Source organism: Agromyces cavernae (assembly GCF_021044935.1).
Taxonomy (GTDB): domain Bacteria; phylum Actinomycetota; class Actinomycetes; order Actinomycetales; family Microbacteriaceae; genus Agromyces; species Agromyces cavernae.
Window position 1 is genome coordinate 432,056 of the sequence record NZ_JAJNMP010000004.1, and the last position, 16,551, is coordinate 448,606.

At 69.3% G+C, this 16,551-nt stretch carries 14 protein-coding genes; 3 read left to right on the plus strand and 11 right to left on the minus strand.

Annotated features, from left to right (window positions below; translation table 11 throughout):
• Window positions 1-109 precede the first annotated feature (109 nt).
• Complete coding sequence (locus LQ757_RS17585) at window positions 110-1,183, plus strand: LacI family DNA-binding transcriptional regulator (protein ID WP_231048569.1); 1,074 nt, start codon at window positions 110-112, stop codon at window positions 1,181-1,183.
• 56 nt (window positions 1,184-1,239) lie between these two features.
• Here the strand turns inward: LQ757_RS17585 and LQ757_RS17590 are convergent, their stop codons facing one another.
• From LQ757_RS17590 to LQ757_RS17605, 4 genes are all read right to left on the minus strand, one after another.
• Window positions 1,240-2,559, minus strand: a complete 1,320-nt coding sequence (locus LQ757_RS17590) for a TRAP transporter large permease (RefSeq protein ID WP_231048570.1) — start codon at window positions 2,557-2,559, stop codon at window positions 1,240-1,242.
• A gap of 4 nt (window positions 2,560-2,563) precedes the next feature.
• Window positions 2,564-3,076: a TRAP transporter small permease gene (locus tag LQ757_RS17595; RefSeq protein ID WP_231048571.1), complete on the minus strand. Its 513-nt coding sequence runs from the start codon at window positions 3,074-3,076 to the stop codon at window positions 2,564-2,566.
• Window positions 3,077-3,298: 222 nt separating this feature from the next.
• Window positions 3,299-4,327 (minus strand): TRAP transporter substrate-binding protein, encoded by a 1,029-nt coding sequence (locus tag LQ757_RS17600; RefSeq protein WP_231048572.1) that lies wholly within the window; start codon window positions 4,325-4,327, stop codon window positions 3,299-3,301.
• Between the two features lie 225 nt (window positions 4,328-4,552).
• On the minus strand, window positions 4,553-5,983 hold the full coding sequence (locus tag LQ757_RS17605) for an NAD(P)H-quinone dehydrogenase (RefSeq protein WP_231048573.1): 1,431 nt from the start codon (window positions 5,981-5,983) through the stop codon (window positions 4,553-4,555).
• An 86-nt stretch (window positions 5,984-6,069) separates the two neighbouring features.
• Here LQ757_RS17605 and LQ757_RS17610 point away from each other — a divergent pair, with 86 nt between their 5' ends.
• Complete coding sequence (locus LQ757_RS17610) at window positions 6,070-6,897, plus strand: purine-nucleoside phosphorylase (protein ID WP_231048574.1); 828 nt, start codon at window positions 6,070-6,072, stop codon at window positions 6,895-6,897.
• A gap of 21 nt (window positions 6,898-6,918) precedes the next feature.
• Window positions 6,919-8,640, plus strand: coding sequence for a phospho-sugar mutase (locus tag LQ757_RS17615; protein WP_231048575.1), 1,722 nt, complete (start codon window positions 6,919-6,921; stop codon window positions 8,638-8,640).
• A 34-nt stretch (window positions 8,641-8,674) separates the two neighbouring features.
• Here LQ757_RS17615 and LQ757_RS17620 read toward each other — a convergent pair whose 3' ends face one another.
• The 7 genes from LQ757_RS17620 to LQ757_RS17650 all read right to left on the minus strand — a co-directional run bounded on the left by LQ757_RS17620 (window position 8,675) and on the right by LQ757_RS17650 (window position 16,484).
• Window positions 8,675-9,163 carry a PTS sugar transporter subunit IIA gene (locus LQ757_RS17620; protein WP_231048576.1) on the minus strand — a complete coding sequence of 163 codons (489 nt, stop codon included), beginning with the start codon at window positions 9,161-9,163 and terminating at the stop codon, window positions 8,675-8,677.
• 64 nt (window positions 9,164-9,227) lie between these two features.
• Complete coding sequence (locus LQ757_RS17625) at window positions 9,228-10,340, minus strand: adenosine deaminase (RefSeq protein WP_231048714.1); 1,113 nt, start codon at window positions 10,338-10,340, stop codon at window positions 9,228-9,230.
• A gap of 161 nt (window positions 10,341-10,501) precedes the next feature.
• Window positions 10,502-11,803, minus strand: a complete 1,302-nt coding sequence (locus LQ757_RS17630; RefSeq protein ID WP_231048577.1) for a thymidine phosphorylase — start codon at window positions 11,801-11,803, stop codon at window positions 10,502-10,504.
• Window positions 11,800-12,219 carry a cytidine deaminase gene (locus LQ757_RS17635; RefSeq protein ID WP_231048578.1) on the minus strand — a complete coding sequence of 140 codons (420 nt, stop codon included), beginning with the start codon at window positions 12,217-12,219 and terminating at the stop codon, window positions 11,800-11,802. Before LQ757_RS17635 ends, LQ757_RS17630 begins: the two co-directional genes overlap by 4 nt.
• Window positions 12,220-12,277: 58 nt before the next feature.
• Window positions 12,278-13,591, minus strand: a complete 1,314-nt coding sequence (locus LQ757_RS17640) for an ABC transporter permease (RefSeq protein WP_231048579.1) — start codon at window positions 13,589-13,591, stop codon at window positions 12,278-12,280.
• On the minus strand, window positions 13,588-14,970 hold the full coding sequence (locus LQ757_RS17645; RefSeq protein ID WP_231048580.1) for an ABC transporter permease: 1,383 nt from the start codon (window positions 14,968-14,970) through the stop codon (window positions 13,588-13,590). Before LQ757_RS17645 ends, LQ757_RS17640 begins: the two co-directional genes overlap by 4 nt.
• Window positions 14,967-16,484 (minus strand): ABC transporter ATP-binding protein, encoded by a 1,518-nt coding sequence (locus tag LQ757_RS17650; RefSeq protein ID WP_231048581.1) that lies wholly within the window; start codon window positions 16,482-16,484, stop codon window positions 14,967-14,969. Before LQ757_RS17650 ends, LQ757_RS17645 begins: the two co-directional genes overlap by 4 nt.
• Window positions 16,485-16,551: the final 67 nt, after the last annotated feature.

Sequence of the window (16,551 nt, forward strand, 5' to 3'; positions counted from 1 at the left end):
GACCATCGCTGCGCACGACCACAGGGCGCTGCTGCGGAGCGGCGTGTCCGGTTGCTCCCGGTAACGCAACCGATTGCCAAACTGCGGAATGCCGACGTATGCTCAGTTGATGGCCGAGGACCACGATGCACCGCACGCGACGAATCCGACGATCTACGATGTCGCCCGAGTGTCCGGTGTCGCGCCTTCCACGGTATCGCGCACCTTCTCCCGGCCCGGCCGCGTCAACGTCGAGACGGCCGACCGCATCCGCCGCGTCGCGGCCGAGCTCGGATACCGCACGAAGCCGGTGACGCGAGCCCTGTCCACCGCACGGACCAGGCTGTTCGCGGTCATCGTCCCCGACGTGCCCGACCGGTTCTTCCGCGAGGTCATCCGGGGAGCTACGGAGGCGGCGAACGCGGCGGGATACACGGTGGTCGTCGTCGACGCGCAGCGCTCGGCGGAGTCCGAGCGGGCGGCCCTCGACCGGCTGCTCCCCGTCGTCGACGGCGTGATCTTCGCGGCGTCGCTGCTCCCCGATGCGACGATCCGGGTCGCAGCCAAGCAGCGCCCGACCGTCGTGCTCAACCGCGCGATGGCCGATGTCGCGAGCGTGCTCACGGACAGCGCCGACGGCATGCGCCAGTCGGTCGAGCACCTGGCCGCGCTCGGCCATCGCGAACTCACCTACATCGCGGGCCCCGCGGCATCCTGGGCCGACGGCATCAGGTGGCGTTCCTTCAAGGTCGCGACGCACCGGCTCGGCCTTCGCGCACGCCGAGTCGGTCCGACGCAGCCCACGCCGGCGGGCGGCGTGGCCGCCGCGCAGGCATTCGCAAGACAGCCGACGAGCGGCGTCATCGCCTTCAACGATTTCATCGCCGCGGGCTTCATCCGGGGCCTTGCCGAGGCAGGCCTGCGTGTTCCCGAGGACGTCAGCGTCGTCGGCTTCGACAACCTGGCAGGCCGATTCGGCGGCCCGCCGCTCACGACGGTCGCGGCACCGCTGCCGCACCTCGGCAGCCACGCCGTGCGCATCCTCCTTCAGCAGCTCTCGGGCGCGCAAGCAGGCCTGGCCGAGCCGGGTGGCACAGTGCGTCCGACACGGTTGCCGGCGCTGCTCGTGGTGCGCACCTCGACCGCTGCACCGACGAGCCGCGACTCGAACGCAGTTCCCCCGGCCCCCGATCGCGCGGCCTGAGCCGCGCGATCGCGTTCGCGGCAGAGGCCGCTCGGGTCACGGCGCGGCCGTGTGCGTCACGGCTTCATCAGCCCGAGGGTCGTCGGCAGCCAGGTCGAGAGCGCGGGCACGAACGTCACCACGAGCAGGCCGATGCACAGCGCCCAGAAGAACGGCCAGAGCCGTCCGATCACCGGTTCGATCCTGACGTCGGCGACCCGCGCAGCGACGAAGAGGTTGTTGCCGATCGGCGGCGAGATGTTGCCGAGGCACATGTTGAAGACCATCATCGCGCCGAAGTGGATCGGGTTCACGCCGAGGGCCGTGACGACCGGCAGGAAGATCGGCGTGAAGATCAGGATCGCGGGCGTCGGGTCCATCACGGTCCCCGCGAGCAGCAGGACGACCATGATGATGAGCAGGATGATCACCACGTTGTCGGTCAGGCCGAGCAGTCCCGACGTGACCATCTGCGGGATCTGCGCGAAGGCGAGCACGTAGCCGAGGATCCCCGAAACGCCGATCAGCAGCATGATGATGCCGGTCACCTTCGATGCCTCGAGGATGATCTTCGGGAGCGCGCTGATCTTCAGCGTGCGCTGCACGAGGCCCAGCACGAAGGAGTAGAGCACGGCGATGACCGCCGACTCGGTGGCCGTGAAGACGCCGAGCAGGATGCCGCCGATCACGACGACGATCATGAGCAGCGCGGGGACCGCCTTCAGGAAGACGATCATCCCCTGGCGGATCGTCGGCCGCGGTCCGGAAGCTGCACGCAGTTCAGGGTGCTTGCGCGCGTACAGGGCGACCATGATCACGCAGACGAGCGCCCACAGGAGCCCGGGGCCGACGCCCGCCATGAACAGCGCGGCGATCGAGGTGCTCGACACGAGCGAGTACACGATGAAGGTGTTGCTCGGGGGGATCAGCATGCCTGCCGGAGATGCGGCGGCGTTCACCGCCGCTGAGAACGCGGGATCGTAGCCGTCCTTGCGCATCCTGGGCGACAGCACGGTGCCGACCGCGGCGGCCGACGCCACCGAAGCACCCGAGACGGCGCCGAACATGGCGTTCGCGACGACCGTCGTCTGGGCCAGGGAGGCCGGCAGTCGACCGGCGATCACGAGCGCGAGGTCGATGAGCCTCGACGCGATGCCGCCGGTGTTCATCAGGCCGCCGGCGAGGATGAAGAACGGGATCGCCAGCAGGGCGAACGAGTTGCTGGCGGCGAAGATGCGCTGTGCGCCCGTGAGCGCCGCCCCCTCCCAGTCCAGCAGGATGACGATGGCGAGCACCGATGGCAGCCCCATGGCGACGGCGACGGGCAGGCCCATGGCGATGCCGAGGGCGATACCCCCCACCAGGACGACGGTGGCGATGATGGTGATGGTGTCCATGGCCTCAGATCGCCTCTGCGTTCTCGTCGGGTTCGGGCACCGGCTTCTCGACGCCGGCGAGGATGCCGATCACGTGCGCCAGGGAATAGAAGATGATGATGACGCCGGCGATCGGAAGCACGAGGAACACCTGGCCGACGCTCAGCGGGAGCGTGGCGATGTCCTGGTCCCACGCGTTCTCCGCGACCCGGGAGCCGCCGATGATGAACGTGATGAGGATGAAGAACACGACGAGCGCCTCGATGACCACACCCATCACCTTCTGGAGGCGCGGGGGCAGTTTCTCGACGAGGATCTCGACGGCGATGTGGCCGCGCTCCGAGAAGACGTACGCCGCAGCGAGCACGGCCAGCACCACGAACGTGTAGCGCGCCGCCTCCTCCGTCCACGGCGCCGAGTTGTTGAGGACCTCGCGCGTGAAGACCTGCCACGAGACGATGGCGACGAGCGCCACGAATGCGATGATGCAGAGCACGGCCAGCACTCGGTCGAGGACCCGGCGGATGACGCTCAGCACCGCGAGCAAACCACGCCAGCGGACGGGCCCGGTCGATCCCGGCTGCCCGGCACCGCCGGGTCGGTTCCCGCCGGGTGGGTTCCCGTCCGGCGGATGCTCGCCGGAAGCCGGTGGTCGGGTCGTCACGTTGTCCTCCGTTGGTTCGCGCGATGGGCCAGCGCCATCGAGTGCCCCGCAGTTCTTCGGGTTCTCGGGCGAGGGCGCCGGTGGTGCGGGTGAGATCTACTCCGCGGTCGCGCGGATCGCGTCGTAGAGCGTCTGCTGCGAGTCCGTGGTGATGAACTCGTCGAGCAGCGGCGTGAGCGCCTCGACGAATGCCTCGCTGTCGACCTCTTCGAACGCCGCGCCGCCTTCTTCGGCACCGGCGATCGCCTCCTCGGTCTGCGTGGTCCACAGGTCGGTGTGCTCCTGCCATGCGTTCGCCCAGCCCTCGTCGAACGCGGCGCGGTCGGCTTCGGACATCTTGGCCAGGGTGTCGGTGTTGCTGATGAGGAAGTCCGCGCCGATCAGGTGACGGGTGAAGGAGAAGAACGGCGCCACCTCGTAGTGCTTCTGGGTGAAGTACGAGATCTCGTTGTTCTCGGCGCCGTCGATGACGCCGCTCTGCAGGCCCGTGTAGACCTCGGAGAACGCCATCGGGGTGGGCGACGCGCCCAGCGCGTTGATCATCGAGATGAACACCGGGCTCTCCTGCACGCGGATCTTCTTGCCCGCGAGGTCGTCGGGCGTCTGCGCGATCCTGTCCTTCAGGTAGATGCTCCGCGCACCCTGGGTCAGTCCGCCGACGACGGTGATGTTGTTGCTCTCCTCGAGCGACGCGTAGACATCGCCGACGACCTCGTCGTCGCCCAGCACCGTCATCTGGTGGTCGATCGAGTCGAAGACCGTGGGGAGGCTGAATACGACGAAGTCGTCGTTCACGTTCTCGAGCTGCGGTGCCGAGACGATCGCCAGGTCGATCACGCCGTCGCTCACCGACTGGATGTACTCGGCCTGGTCGCCGAGCTGGGAGTCGGGGTAGACCTCGATGTTCCAGCGACCCTCGGTGGCCTCGGAGAGCTCCTCGCCGAAGGCCTCGAGCGCGAGGAACGAGGGGTGTTCCTGCGTCTGGTTGAGCGCGAGCTTCATCGTCGTCGACTCGGTGCTCCCGGCGGTCGCGTCGCCCCCGCCCGAGCCGCCGGCGCAGCCGGCCAGCGTGATCGCCGCCACTCCGATGATCGCGGATGCCTGCAGCAGACGTGTGATCTTCATTCCTGATGCTCCTTTGCATGGCAGACGAACACCGTGCCGGCCGGATCTCGGGTGGCCGTCGCAGGTCGCATGCGGCGTTGCGCGCTCGATCGGGCGCGATGTGCTGTGTTGTCGCCGAGCACCCTTGGGGCGGCTCGACTGCATCAATCTACGCAGGCGCTCGAAGCGTTGGCAACCAGTTGCCAGTTGTTTCCGCGGACGTCGACGACCGCACGTTCGCGTGGGTCAGCGCACGATGTGCATGGCGCGCGCGGCGTCGGTGAGCGAGCCCGTGAGCGACGGGTAGACGGGGAACGCCTCGGCGAACTGATCGACCGTGAGGCGGTGCTCGATCGCGAGCGCGAGCGGGAAGATGAGCTCGGACGCCTTGGGCGCGACGATCACCCCGCCGATGATGCCGCCCGAGCCGCTGGAGGCGAACAGCTTCACGAACCCGTCCCGGATGCCCATCATCTTCGCGCGCGGGTTCGACGAGAGCGGCAGCTTGTAGACCACCCCCGGGACGACGCCCTCGTCGATCTCCTTCTCGGTCCAGCCGACCGTGGCGATCTCGGGCTGCGTGAAGATGTTCGAGGTGATGTTGCGATTCTCGGGCGGGTTCACGATGTCGCCCATCGCGTGGAAGACGGCCGTGCGCCCCTGCATGGATGCGACGGAGGCGAGCGGCACGAACGTCGTGCAGTCGCCGGCGGCGTAGATGTTCGGCATCGACGTGCGCGCAACGCGATTCACGCGGATATGCCCGCTCTCGGCGAGCTGCACCCCCGCGGCTTCGAGGCCGAGGTCGGTCGTGTTCGGCACCGAACCGACCGCCATGAGGCAATGGCTGCCGCGCACCTCTCGCCCGTCGGTGAGGGTGGCGACCACCGAGTCGCCGTCGCGCACGACGGACTCGGCGCGCGACTTGTTGAGGACCTTCATGCCGTTGCGCTTGAAGACCTTCTCGATGACGGATGCCGCGTCCTGGTCTTCACCCGGAAGCACCTGGTCTCGGCTCGATATGAGTGTGACCTTGGCCCCGAGCGCACGGTACGCCGACGCGAACTCCGCACCCGTGACACCCGAACCGACGACGATGAGGTGCTCGGGCACCTGTTCGAGCTGGTAGAGCTGGGTCCACGTGAGGATGCGTTCCCCGTCGGGCACCGCGCTCGGCAGGACTCGAGGGCTCGCGCCGACCGAGATGACGAGCGTGTCTGCCTCGATGCGATCGAAGTCGGTGCCGCCCTTGGCGGTCGACACGATGACGGCGTTGGGGCCGTCGAGGCGCCCCTCGCCCTGCACGAGGTGCACGCCGGCCTCGACCAGGTTGCTGCGCAGGTCTTCGGACTGCTGGGCCGCGAGCCCGAGGAGCCGCTTGTTGACCGCCGCGAGATTGATGGCGACCTCGGGCTTGACCGCTTTCTCGCCCGAGCCCTTCGCGAAGAACTGCACGCCGAGATCGGCGGCCTCCTTGACCGCGTTCGACGCCTCGGCGGTCGCGATGAGCGACTTCGAGGGGACCACGTCGGTGAGCACCGCGGCACCGCCGACACCGGCACGCTCGATGAGCGTCACCTCGGCGCCGAGCTGCGCGGCCGCGCGCGCGGCCTCGTATCCCCCTGGACCTCCTCCGAGGACGGCAATGCGTTGGGTGCGCTCGAACTCGTAGGCCATGCTCACATTCTGTCAGTCCCGGCACCGCCGCCCGCATCCGAGCACGACCCGCGCCGCGACATCCGCTGCGCCCTTAGAGTGGTGGGATGCACGATGCGAACCCGCTCGACGACCCCGCTGCCGACCCCTTCGCCATCGCCGCCGATGCGGCCGCGAAGATCGCGGAACTCACCGGTGTCGACCATCACGACGTCGCCCTCACACTCGGCAGCGGCTGGGGCCGTGCCGCCGAGATCATCGGCGAGACGACGCACACGATCGCGGCGACCGAGGTGCCCGGCTTCTCGAAGCCCGCGCTCGAAGGGCACGTCGGCACGCTGCGCTCGGTGCTGCTGCCGAGCGGCAAGCGCGCGCTCGTCATCGGCGCCCGCACCCACTACTACGAGGGCCACGGCGTGCGCCGCGTCGTGCACTCGGTGCGCACCGCCGCCGCCACGGGCGCGAAGACCATGATCCTCACGAACGGCGCCGGCGGCATCAAGGAGCACTGGACGCCGGGTACCCCCGTGCTCATCAGCGACCACATCAACCTCACCGCCGACTCGCCGCTCGAGGGCGCGACCTTCGTCGACCTCACCGACCTGTACTCGCGGCGACTGCGCGATCTGGCCCGCTCGATCGCGCCCGAGCTCGACGAGGGCGTGTACTGCCAGTTCCGGGGACCGCACTACGAGACGCCCGCCGAGGTGCAGATGGCCAAGGCCATCGGCGGTCACATCGTCGGCATGTCGACCGCGCTCGAGGCCATCGCCGCGCGACAGGCGGGCATGGAGGTGCTCGGCATGTCGCTCATCACGAACCTCGCCGCCGGTATCCAGCAGACTCCGCTGAGCCACGCCGAGGTCATCGAGGCCGGCCAGGCGGCCGAGCCCGTCATCAGCCGGCTGCTCGCCGACGTCGTCGCCGCCCTGTAGTCCATCGGAAGGGACCAGCGGATGTCGCAGCACATCGATCCCCGTGACGCCCAGCGCGTCGCTCTCGCCGAGGCTTGGATCGCACAGGACCCCGATCCCGAGACCCGCGAAGAGCTCGGCGCGATCATCGCGGCGGTGCGCGGAGGCGATCCTGCGGCATCCGCCGACCTCGCGGACCGGTTCGATTCGCGCCTCGCGTTCGGCACCGCCGGACTGCGCGGAGCGATCGCGGCCGGACCCAACCGCATGAACCGCGTGCTCGTCGCCCAGGCGGCGGCGGGCCTCGCCGCGTACCTCATCGAGCGCGCGGTGCCGGGCTCGACGCCGTCGATCGTGATCGGCTACGACGGTCGCAAGAACTCCGACGTGTTCGCGCGCGACTCTGCCGAGATCATGGCGGGCGCGGGCGTTCGCGCCGTGCTGCTCCCCCGCCTGCTGCCGACCCCGGTGCTCGCGTTCGCGGTACGGCACCTGGGCATGTCGGCCGGCGTGATGGTCACCGCCTCGCACAACCCGCCGAACGACAACGGCTACAAGGTCTACCTCGGAGGAGACGACCACGGCTCGCAGATCGTCGCCCCGGCCGATGCCGAGATCGCCGCGCACATCACCCGCATCGCCGAGACCCGCGCCGTTCCCGACCTCCCTCGTGGCACATTCTGGACCGCGGCCGAGTCCGTCATCGACGAGTACGTGCGGCAGACGGCGCTCGTCGCCTCGCCCACGGGCGCGGCGCCCGCCGCGCAGCCACTTGTCGTCTACACGGCGATGCACGGCGTGGGGTGGCAGACGATGTCACGGGTGCTCGAGGCGGCCGGCTTCGAGGCCCCGACCCTCGTCGACGAGCAGATCGCGCCCGATGCCGCCTTCCCCACGGTCGCGTTCCCGAACCCCGAAGAGCCCGGCGCCATGGACCTCAGCTTCGAACGAGCGCGAGCCGTCGGCGCCGAGCTCATCATCGCCAACGACCCCGACGCCGATCGGCTCGCGATCGCGATTCCCGACCCGGCAGCCGACGAGGGCTACCGGCGCCTCACCGGCAACGAGGTCGGGCTGACGCTCGGCTGGCAGGCCGCACGCCGCGCCGCCGACGCGCCCGGCGACTCGGGTCCGAACGGGGCGCTCGCGTGTTCGATCGTCTCGTCGCCCGGACTCGAGGCGGTCGCGAGCGCGTACGGCCTCGACTTCGAGGCCACGCTCACGGGCTTCAAGTGGATCTCGCGCGCCCCGGGGCTCGTGTTCGGCTTCGAGGAGGCCCTCGGCTACCTCGTGAATCCGGGCACCGTGCGCGATAAAGACGGAATCTCTGCCGGTCTCGCGTTCCTCGCACTCGCTGCCGAACTGAAGGCCGAGGGCCGCACGGTCGCCGACCACCTCGACGAGTTCGTCGAGCGATTCGGATGCCACGCCTCCGGCCAGGTCTCGATCAGGGTCACCGACCTCTCGCGCATCGGCGAGGTCATGGCACGGCTCCGCGCCGAACCGCCCGCCTCGGTCGGGGGCATCCGGGTCGAGCGCATCGAAGACCTGGCCGACGGGTTCGGCGCCCTTCCGCCCTCAGACGTGCTGCGCATCGTGCTCGAGGGCGGCGCACGAGTCATGGTGCGCCCCAGCGGAACCGAGCCCAAGCTCAAGGTGTACATCGACGCCGTGTCGGTCGACGGAACGGTGGGCGAGCGGCGAGCCGCGGCATCCGCTGCCGTCGCCGCGCTCGATGCCGGCATGCGCGAACTCGTCGCGTAGGCGTCGGTCGCGGTGCGCCGCAGCGCCGACGCGGCTATGCGCTCGGCGAGGCCTCACTCGTGGACGATGCATCGCCGGTCAGGCCGATGCCGAGCAGGCTGCGCACCTCGTCGGGCGTCGTCGCACGCGCCAGACGAGCGACCGTGCCACCGTCGTTGAAGACGTTCGCGAGCGACGCCACCGACGCCACATGGTCTTCGGCGTTCGAGACGGCGAGCCCCACGACGACCCGCACGGGATCGTTGTGCGGGTGCCCGAACGCGACCGGCTCGGCAAGGGTGACCACGGCGAGCCCCGCTCGTCGCACGTCGGGCCCGGGCCTGGCGTGCGCGAGGGCGAGGCCCGGCGCGATGACCACGTACGCGCCGAACTCCTCGATGACCGAGATCATGCGATCGGAGTACTCGGCTCGCGTCGAGCCGGACAACCTCAGGGCACGCCCGGCGAGGCGAACGGCGTCACGCCAATCGGTCGCGTGCGCGCCCAGCATGACCCCGGCGTCGGCCAGCGGAGGGAAGGTCATCGGGGGTCCATTCAGGCGGCGGTCGGATGCGGGCGGGGTCGCTGCATCCGTCGTCAAGCGGGGTTCAGGCCTCGTCGAAGCCGTCTTGGATGAGCTCGGCGAGCTCCTCGCGGTCGTCGAGCGGGAGGAAGGCCGACGCGGCGGCGTTCAGCTGGAACGTCTCGAAGTCGTCGAGGTCGTACCCGAAGGCATCGCCGAGCAGCGCGAGCTCTCGCGTGAGCGAGGTGCCGCTCTGCAGGCGATTGTCGACGTTCACCGTCACCCGGAACCCGAGCTGGTAGAGGAGGTCGAACGGGTGATCCACGAGTTCGTCGCCCCACGCCGCGATCGCACCGGTCTGCACGTTCGACGACGGACTCGTCTCGAGCGCGACCTCGCGGTCGCGCACCCACTGGGCGATCGGCCCGAGCGAGACATAGGTGTTCTCGTCGTCTTGGCGCTCGATGACGAGGTCTTCGGCGATGCGCACCCCGTGGCCCAGGCGCAGCGCGCGACCGTCGAGCAGGGCGCTGCGGATCGATTCGAGCCCATCGGCCTCGCCCGCGTGGATGGTGACCGGCATGAACTGGCCCGCGAGGTAGTCGAAGGCCGTGCGGTGCCTGGACGGCAGGAAGCCGGCCTCGGGGCCGGCGATGTCGAAACCGACGACGCCGCGCTCACGGTGGCGCACGGCGAGCTCGGCGATCTCGAGCCCGCGGTCGTTGTGCCGCATCGCGGTGACGAGCTGGCCGACGCGGATGCGGCGGCCCAGCGCCTGCACGTCGTCGAGGCCCTGCTCGATGCCCGCCTGCACGGCCTCGACCGCCTCGTCGAGGCTGAGGCCGCGGGTGAGGTGCTGCTCTGGCGCCCAGCGGATCTCGCCGTAGATGACACCGTCGGCACCCAGATCTTGCACGAACTCGCGAGCGACGCGACTGAGACCCGCGCGGGTCTGCATGACCGCCGTCGTCAGGTCGAACGTCTTGAGGTACTCGACGAGCGAGCCCGAGTTCGACTGTTCGGTGAACCACGCACCGAGTGCTTCGGCGTCGGCCGCGGGTACCTCGAGCCCGAGTTCGTCGGCGAGCTCGATGAGCGTCTGCGGGCGCAGGCCGCCGTCGAGGTGATCGTGCAGCGAGATCTTCGGCAGCGTCTGGATGTCGGCGCCGTCGCCCTCGAGCCGGTACTCCGTCGGAATCGTGTTCACGACTCAACGATAGCGACACGGACGCCGCGAAGTGTCGGCATTCTCGAAGCAATGACGCGGCGCGTCGGTCGAGTTGCGAGGTACGAGCGTATCGAGACCTGTTGCGAGATCTCGATACGCTCGCCGGCGCTCACTACTCGATCGACGCGAGCTCAGCGGGTGATGCGGTCGGCGATGAGCGGCCCACCGTCCTCGACCGGGTCGCCCGCCGTGCCGATGCGCCAGGCACCCTCGACCGCCTCGAGCGCCCGGTCGAACCGTGCGGCGTCGTCGGCGTGGAGTGTGAACAGCGGCTGACCGGGACGCACGTCGTCGCCCGGCTTCGCGTGCAGGTCGATGCCCGCCGCATGGTGCACCGGATCCTCTTTGCGAGCACGGCCCGCGCCGAGTCGCCACGCGGCGATGCCGAACGGCAGTGCCTGCTGCTCGACGAGCACACCGTCGCGGTCGGCCGTCACCACGTGCTGCTCACGAGCGACCGGCAGTGCCGCGTCGGGATCGCCGCCCTGCGCCGAGATCGCGCGCCGCCAGGTGTCCATGGCCCGGCCGTCGTCGAGCGCCGACTCGACGTCGGCATCGGGTTGCCCGGCGAGGTCGAGCATCTCGCGCGCGAGCGCGATGGTGAGCTCGCGCACATCGGCGGGCCCGCCGCCGGCGAGCACCTCGACCGACTCGCGCACCTCGTTGGCGTTGCCGATCGTGAGGCCCAGCGGCACGTTCATGTTCGTGAGCAGAGCGGATGTCGCGACCCCGGCGTCTTCGCCGAGCTCGACCATCGTGCGTGCGAGCTCGCGGGAGCGCTCGATGTCGGTGAGGAAGGCCCCCGACCCGAACTTCACGTCGAGTACGAGCGCGCCGGTGCCCTCGGCGATCTTCTTCGACATGATCGAGGAGGCGATCAGCGGGATCGCCTCGACCGTGCCCGTGATGTCGCGCAGCGCGTACAGCTTCTTGTCGGCGGGCGCGAGGCCCGCGCCCGCGGCGCAGATGACTCCGCCGACATCGCGCAGCTGCGCGAACATCTCGTCGTTCGTGAGATCGGCCCGCCACCCCGGGATCGACTCGAGCTTGTCGAGCGTCCCGCCCGTGTGTCCGAGCCCGCGGCCCGAGAGCTGCGGCACGGCCACGCCGAACGACGCGACGAGCGGCATGAGCGGCAGCGTGATCTTGTCGCCGACTCCGCCCGTGGAGTGCTTGTCGCTCGTGGGCTTGCCGAGCCCCGAGAAGTCCATGCGCTCGCCGCTCGCGATCATCGCCATGGTCAGGTCCCGGATCTCGCGTCGCGACATGCCGTTGAGGAAGATCGCCATCGTCATCGCGGACATCTGCTCGTCGGCGACGTAGCCGCGGGTGTACGCGTCGACGAGCCAGTCGATCTCGGCGGTCTCGAGCTCGCGGCCGTCGCGCTTCGCGCGGATCAGGTCGACGGCGTCGAAGGCTTCGATGGCGCTCATGCGTGGTCTCCTCGGTAGTCGGCGAGCTGGCGCGGGCCGAAGGCGTCGGGCAGCACCTCGTCGATGGTCTTGAGGCCCGAGACGGTGTCGAGCACCATGCCCTCGGCCGAGTGCTCGTAGAGCAGCTGCCGGCACCGGCCGCACGGCATGAGCGTGGCACCGTGGCCGTCGACGCACGTGAACGCCACGAGCCGGCCCCCGCCCGACATGATGAGCGCCGACACGAGCGAGCACTCGGCGCACAGCGTGACACCGTACGACGCGTTCTCGACGTTGCACCCGCTCACGACGCGGCCGTCGTCGACGACGGCGGCCGCGCCGACCGGGAACTCCGAGTACGGCACGTACGCCTTCGCCATGGCTTCGCGGGCGCGCTCGCGCAGGTCTGCCCAGTCGATCGGATCCGTTGCGGTCATGGTTCTGCTCCCGTTCAGGCGGATCGGTGCGACGGATGCCCCGTGGCGGGGCACGGCGTCAGGATTTGATGTACGGCTTGCCGTCGGCGGCCGGCGCACGGGACTTTCCGACGAGCCCGGCGACGGCGAAGATCGTCACGACGTACGGCAGCATGAGCATGAACTCGCTCGGCACCGGTGATCCGATGACCGACAGCGTGTTCTGCAGGTTCGACGCGAAGCCGAAGAGCAGCGCCGCGAGCGTCGCCTTGATCGGATCCCACTGGCCGAAGATCACGGCGGCGAGGGCGATGAAGCCCGCGCCTGCGGTCATCTCCTTATTGAAGGCGATGCCCGAGCCGATCGTGAAGAACGTGCCGCCGAGGCCGGCGATCGCGCCGGCCAGTGCGACGTTCCAGAACCGGGTGCGGTTGACCTTGATGCCGACGGTGTCGGCGGCCTGCGGGTGCTCGCCCACGGCTCGCACGCGCAGGCCCCACCTCGTGTGGAAGAGGCCGATGTAGACGAGGGCGACCGCCGCGTACATGAGGTAGACGATGATCGTCTGCTGGAAGAACACGGGGCCGATGATCGGGATGTCGCCGAGCACGGGGATGTGCAGCCGGTCGAACCTCGGCGGCGTGTTCATGGCGGCGGCGTTCGGCGCGAGCACCTGCGAGAAGAAGAAGCTCGTGAGGCCGACGACGAGCACGTTGAGCACGACGCCGACGATGACCTGGTCGACGAAGTACTTGATCGCGAACGCGGCGAGCACCATGCCGACGAGCATGCCGGAGACCATCGCCGCGATCGTGCCCGCGATGAGCGCGAACCACTGCTGGCCCGTCGATGTGTTGACGACCGACGCGACGACCGCCCCGGTGAATGCTCCGGAGAGCAGCTGGGCCTCGATCGCGATGTTGACCACGCCCGCCCGCTCGCCGATGACGCCCGCGAGCGATCCGTAGATGAGCGGCACGGCGAGGCTCAGCGATCCGAACAGCAGGCCGATCATCGGCAGCGACGCCCCGGCACCGGCCCAGGTGAGGAACCCGAACATGAAGAGGATCGCGAAGACGACGACGAGCCAGAGCGGCACGCGACGCTTCGAGCGCACGAGCAGCACCGAGTACAGCGTGCTCACGGCGAGGAGCGCGACGACCGCCCAGAGGGCCTGCATCACGGGCACGGTGAGGTCGGGCACCTGGATCGCATCGGACTCGCGCGACCAGCGAAAGGTCGTCTCGCCGGGGCGCGGTGCGAACACCGCGAGGGCGAGCGCGATGAGGGTGAAGATCGCGAAGGCGATCGGGGCCTTCCAGCTCGTCACGACGGTCGTGGCGAGGGCGTCGGGCTGCGGCGCGATGCGGTGGTGCTCTACCGTCTTGCTCATTTCGCCTGCACCCCCTTCGTGTCGGCCTTGCGAGATCGTTTCGGCCTGGAGCCGGGCTGGGGAAGGCCGAAGATCGTGCGCACGAGCGGCGGCGCCGCGATGAAGAGCACGATGAGCGACTGCACGACGAGCACGATCTCGATCGGCACGCCCTCGGCCGCCTGCATCGCGAAGCCGCCCGCCTTGAACGCGCCGAAGAGGATGCCTGCGGCGAAGGTGCCCCACGGGGTCGATCGGCCGAGCAGGGCGACCGTGATCGCGTCGAATCCGATGCCCGCATCGATGCCCGCCGTGAATCCGGTCGTGACCGTGCCGAGCACCTGGCTCACGCCTGCGAGACCGAGCAACGCTCCGGAGATGAGCATCGCGTAGAAGTACATGCCCTTCACGTTGATGCCCGCGACCCGCGCCGCGTTGGGGTTGATGCCGACCGCGCGGAACTTGAAGCCGAGGCTCGAGCGGCTGAGGATCCACCAGACGACGATCGTCGCGAGGATCGCGAGGATGAACCCGAAGTGCAGGTTGAACTGCGGGCCCAGGAGGTCGGGGAAGATCGCGTTCGGGTTCATCGCGGGGGTCTTGGGGTTGCTGGAACCCGGCGCCTGCAGCAGGCCCTCCGTTCGCAGCATCCACGACACGAGGTAGAACGCGACGTAGTTGAGCATGATCGTCACGATGACCTCGTGGGCACCGGTGCGGGCCTTGAGGAGTCCCGCGATGCCGGCCCAGAGCGCGCCGCCGACGAGACCGCCGATGAGGGCGACGATCATGTGGATGCCCCATGGCAGGTCGAAGCCGAAGCCGATCCAGCCGGCGACCGATGCCGCGATCAGCATCTGGCCGCGGCCACCGATGTTGAACATGCCGACACGGAATGCGAGGGCCACGCCGAGGCCGCCGGCGATGAGCGGGGTCGCGAACGTGAGCGTCTCGGTGAGCGGACGGATGCCGGCGAGGAACGTGTCGCGGCGGAAGTTGTAGACCGCCCCCTGGAACAGGGCCGAGTAGGCGCCGCCCACCGACTCCCAGATGGCGACGAACGTGTCCCCGGGCCGAGCGAAGAAGTAGACGCTCGTCTGCTGCACGCGCTCGTCGGTGAACGCGATCATGATCGCGCCCACGATGAGGGCGAGCACGACGGCCAGCACCGAGATGATGGCGTTGCCGGTGGCGATCTCCCGCAGCATGTTCTGCCACTTCGACGGTGGCGGGACGTCGGCGGGCTCGGCCGGCTGGCCGGGCCCCGACGCCGTGGCGCGCGCGTCGTCGGCGGCGGTGCCGCCCTCGGGCGAGGCCGCGGCGGGCTCTTCGATGGCGACGTCGGCGTCGGGTTCGTTCGCGCCGGGGGCGTCGCCCTTCGGCGGCTGGGGGTCGCTCATGCGGCGGCTCCTTCTGCGGGGACCTCTCCGGCCATCATGAGGCCGAGGACGTCACGGGGGGTGTCGCCGGGGACGATGCCGACGATGCGACCGCGGTACATGACCATGATGCGGTCGGCGAGCGCCGCGACCTCGTCGAGCTCGGTCGAGACGACGACGACGGGCACGCCGCTGTCGCGGGCGGCGACGATGCGCTTGTGGATGAACTCGATCGAGCCGACGTCGACGCCGCGCGTCGGCTGGGCCGCGACGAGCAGTCGCAGGTCGCGGCTGAGCTCGCGTGCGAGCACGACCTTCTGCTGGTTGCCGCCCGACAGGCGCTGCACGTACTCGTCGATGCCCTGCGTGCGGATGTCGAACTCCTCGACCTTCTCGCGTGCGAAGTCGGCGAGCAGCGAGCGCTGCAGGTTGCCGGCGCGAACGAAGGGCGGCGACTCGCTGCGGTCGAGCATGAGGTTCTCGGCGATCGTGAACTCCCCGACCAGCCCGTCTTCGGTGCGATCTTCGGGCACGAACCCGACGCCCGACTCGAGGATCTTGCGCACGCTCTCGCCCACGAGTTCGGTGCCGTCGAGCGTGGCCGATCCTCGCGCGTCATGTGCCAGCCCCAGCAGCGCCTCGGTGAGCTCGGTCTGGCCGTTGCCCTGCACGCCGGCGACGGCCAGGATCTCGCCGCGTCGCACCGTGAAGCTCACGTCGTTCACGACGAGTTGCCCGATGGGATCGACGACCGTCAGGTGGTCGACCACAAGCGCGTCGTCGCCGAGGTTCGGCTCGTCTTTGCGCACCGTGAGCTCGACCGCGCGACCGACCATGAGCGAGGCAAGCTCGGCGTTCGATGCAGTCGGCGATGCTTCGCCGACGACCTTGCCGAGGCGGATCACGGTGATGCGGTCGGCGACCTCTCGCACCTCGCGCAGCTTGTGCGTGATGAACACGATCGACTTGCCCTCGGCCTTGAGCTGGCGCATGATCTCCATCAGCTCATCGGTCTCTTGGGGCGTGAGCACGGCGGTCGGCTCGTCGAACACGAGCACCTTCGCGTCGCGCGAGAGCGCCTTGATGATCTCGACCCGCTGCTGCACCCCGACGGGCAGGTCTTCGATGAGCGCGTCGGGATCGACGTGGAAGCCGAACCGCGACGCGATCTCGCTCACCTTCGCCCGCGCGGCCGGCAGGTCGAGCAGTCCGCCCGCCCTCGTGGACTCGTTGCCGAGCATGACGTTCTCGGCGACCGTGAAGACGGGGATGAGCATGAAGTGCTGGTGCACCATGCCGATGCCGGCGGCCATGGCGTCGCCGGGACCCTCGAAGTGCTTCACCTCGTCGTTGAGGAGCACCTCGCCCTCGTCGGCCTGGTACAGGCCGTAGAGCACGTTCATGAGCGTGGACTTTCCGGCACCGTTCTCGCCCAGCAGGCAGTGGATCTCGCCAGCCTCTACGGTGAGGTCGATGTGGTCGTTCGCGACCAAGCTTCCGAAACGCTTCGTGATGCCGCGAAGTTCGAGCTTCATGTTCCCGATCCTAGTGATTCGACTGCATCCGTTGCAGTCGCTGCGCGAATGTTGAACGCGTCGGATG

What these genes read in the sequence shown, in the direction of transcription:
- LQ757_RS17615 (WP_231048575.1), top strand. Translation starts at nt 6,919, where the DNA reads ATGTCGCAGCACATCGATCCCCGTGACGCCCAGCGCGTCGCTCTCGCC.
- LQ757_RS17585 (WP_231048569.1), top strand. Translation starts at nt 110, where the DNA reads ATGGCCGAGGACCACGATGCACCGCACGCGACGAATCCGACGATCTAC.
- LQ757_RS17590 (WP_231048570.1), bottom strand. Translation starts at nt 2,559, where the DNA reads ATGGACACCATCACCATCATCGCCACCGTCGTCCTGGTGGGGGGTATC.
- LQ757_RS17605 (WP_231048573.1), bottom strand. Translation starts at nt 5,983, where the DNA reads ATGGCCTACGAGTTCGAGCGCACCCAACGCATTGCCGTCCTCGGAGGA.
- LQ757_RS17630 (WP_231048577.1), bottom strand. Translation starts at nt 11,803, where the DNA reads ATGAGCGCCATCGAAGCCTTCGACGCCGTCGACCTGATCCGCGCGAAG.
- LQ757_RS17635 (WP_231048578.1), bottom strand. Translation starts at nt 12,219, where the DNA reads ATGACCGCAACGGATCCGATCGACTGGGCAGACCTGCGCGAGCGCGCC.
- LQ757_RS17645 (WP_231048580.1), bottom strand. Translation starts at nt 14,970, where the DNA reads ATGAGCGACCCCCAGCCGCCGAAGGGCGACGCCCCCGGCGCGAACGAA.
- LQ757_RS17610 (WP_231048574.1), top strand. Translation starts at nt 6,070, where the DNA reads ATGCACGATGCGAACCCGCTCGACGACCCCGCTGCCGACCCCTTCGCC.
- LQ757_RS17640 (WP_231048579.1), bottom strand. Translation starts at nt 13,591, where the DNA reads ATGAGCAAGACGGTAGAGCACCACCGCATCGCGCCGCAGCCCGACGCC.
- LQ757_RS17600 (WP_231048572.1), bottom strand. Translation starts at nt 4,327, where the DNA reads ATGAAGATCACACGTCTGCTGCAGGCATCCGCGATCATCGGAGTGGCG.
- LQ757_RS17650 (WP_231048581.1), bottom strand. Translation starts at nt 16,484, where the DNA reads ATGAAGCTCGAACTTCGCGGCATCACGAAGCGTTTCGGAAGCTTGGTC.
- LQ757_RS17620 (WP_231048576.1), bottom strand. Translation starts at nt 9,163, where the DNA reads ATGACCTTCCCTCCGCTGGCCGACGCCGGGGTCATGCTGGGCGCGCAC.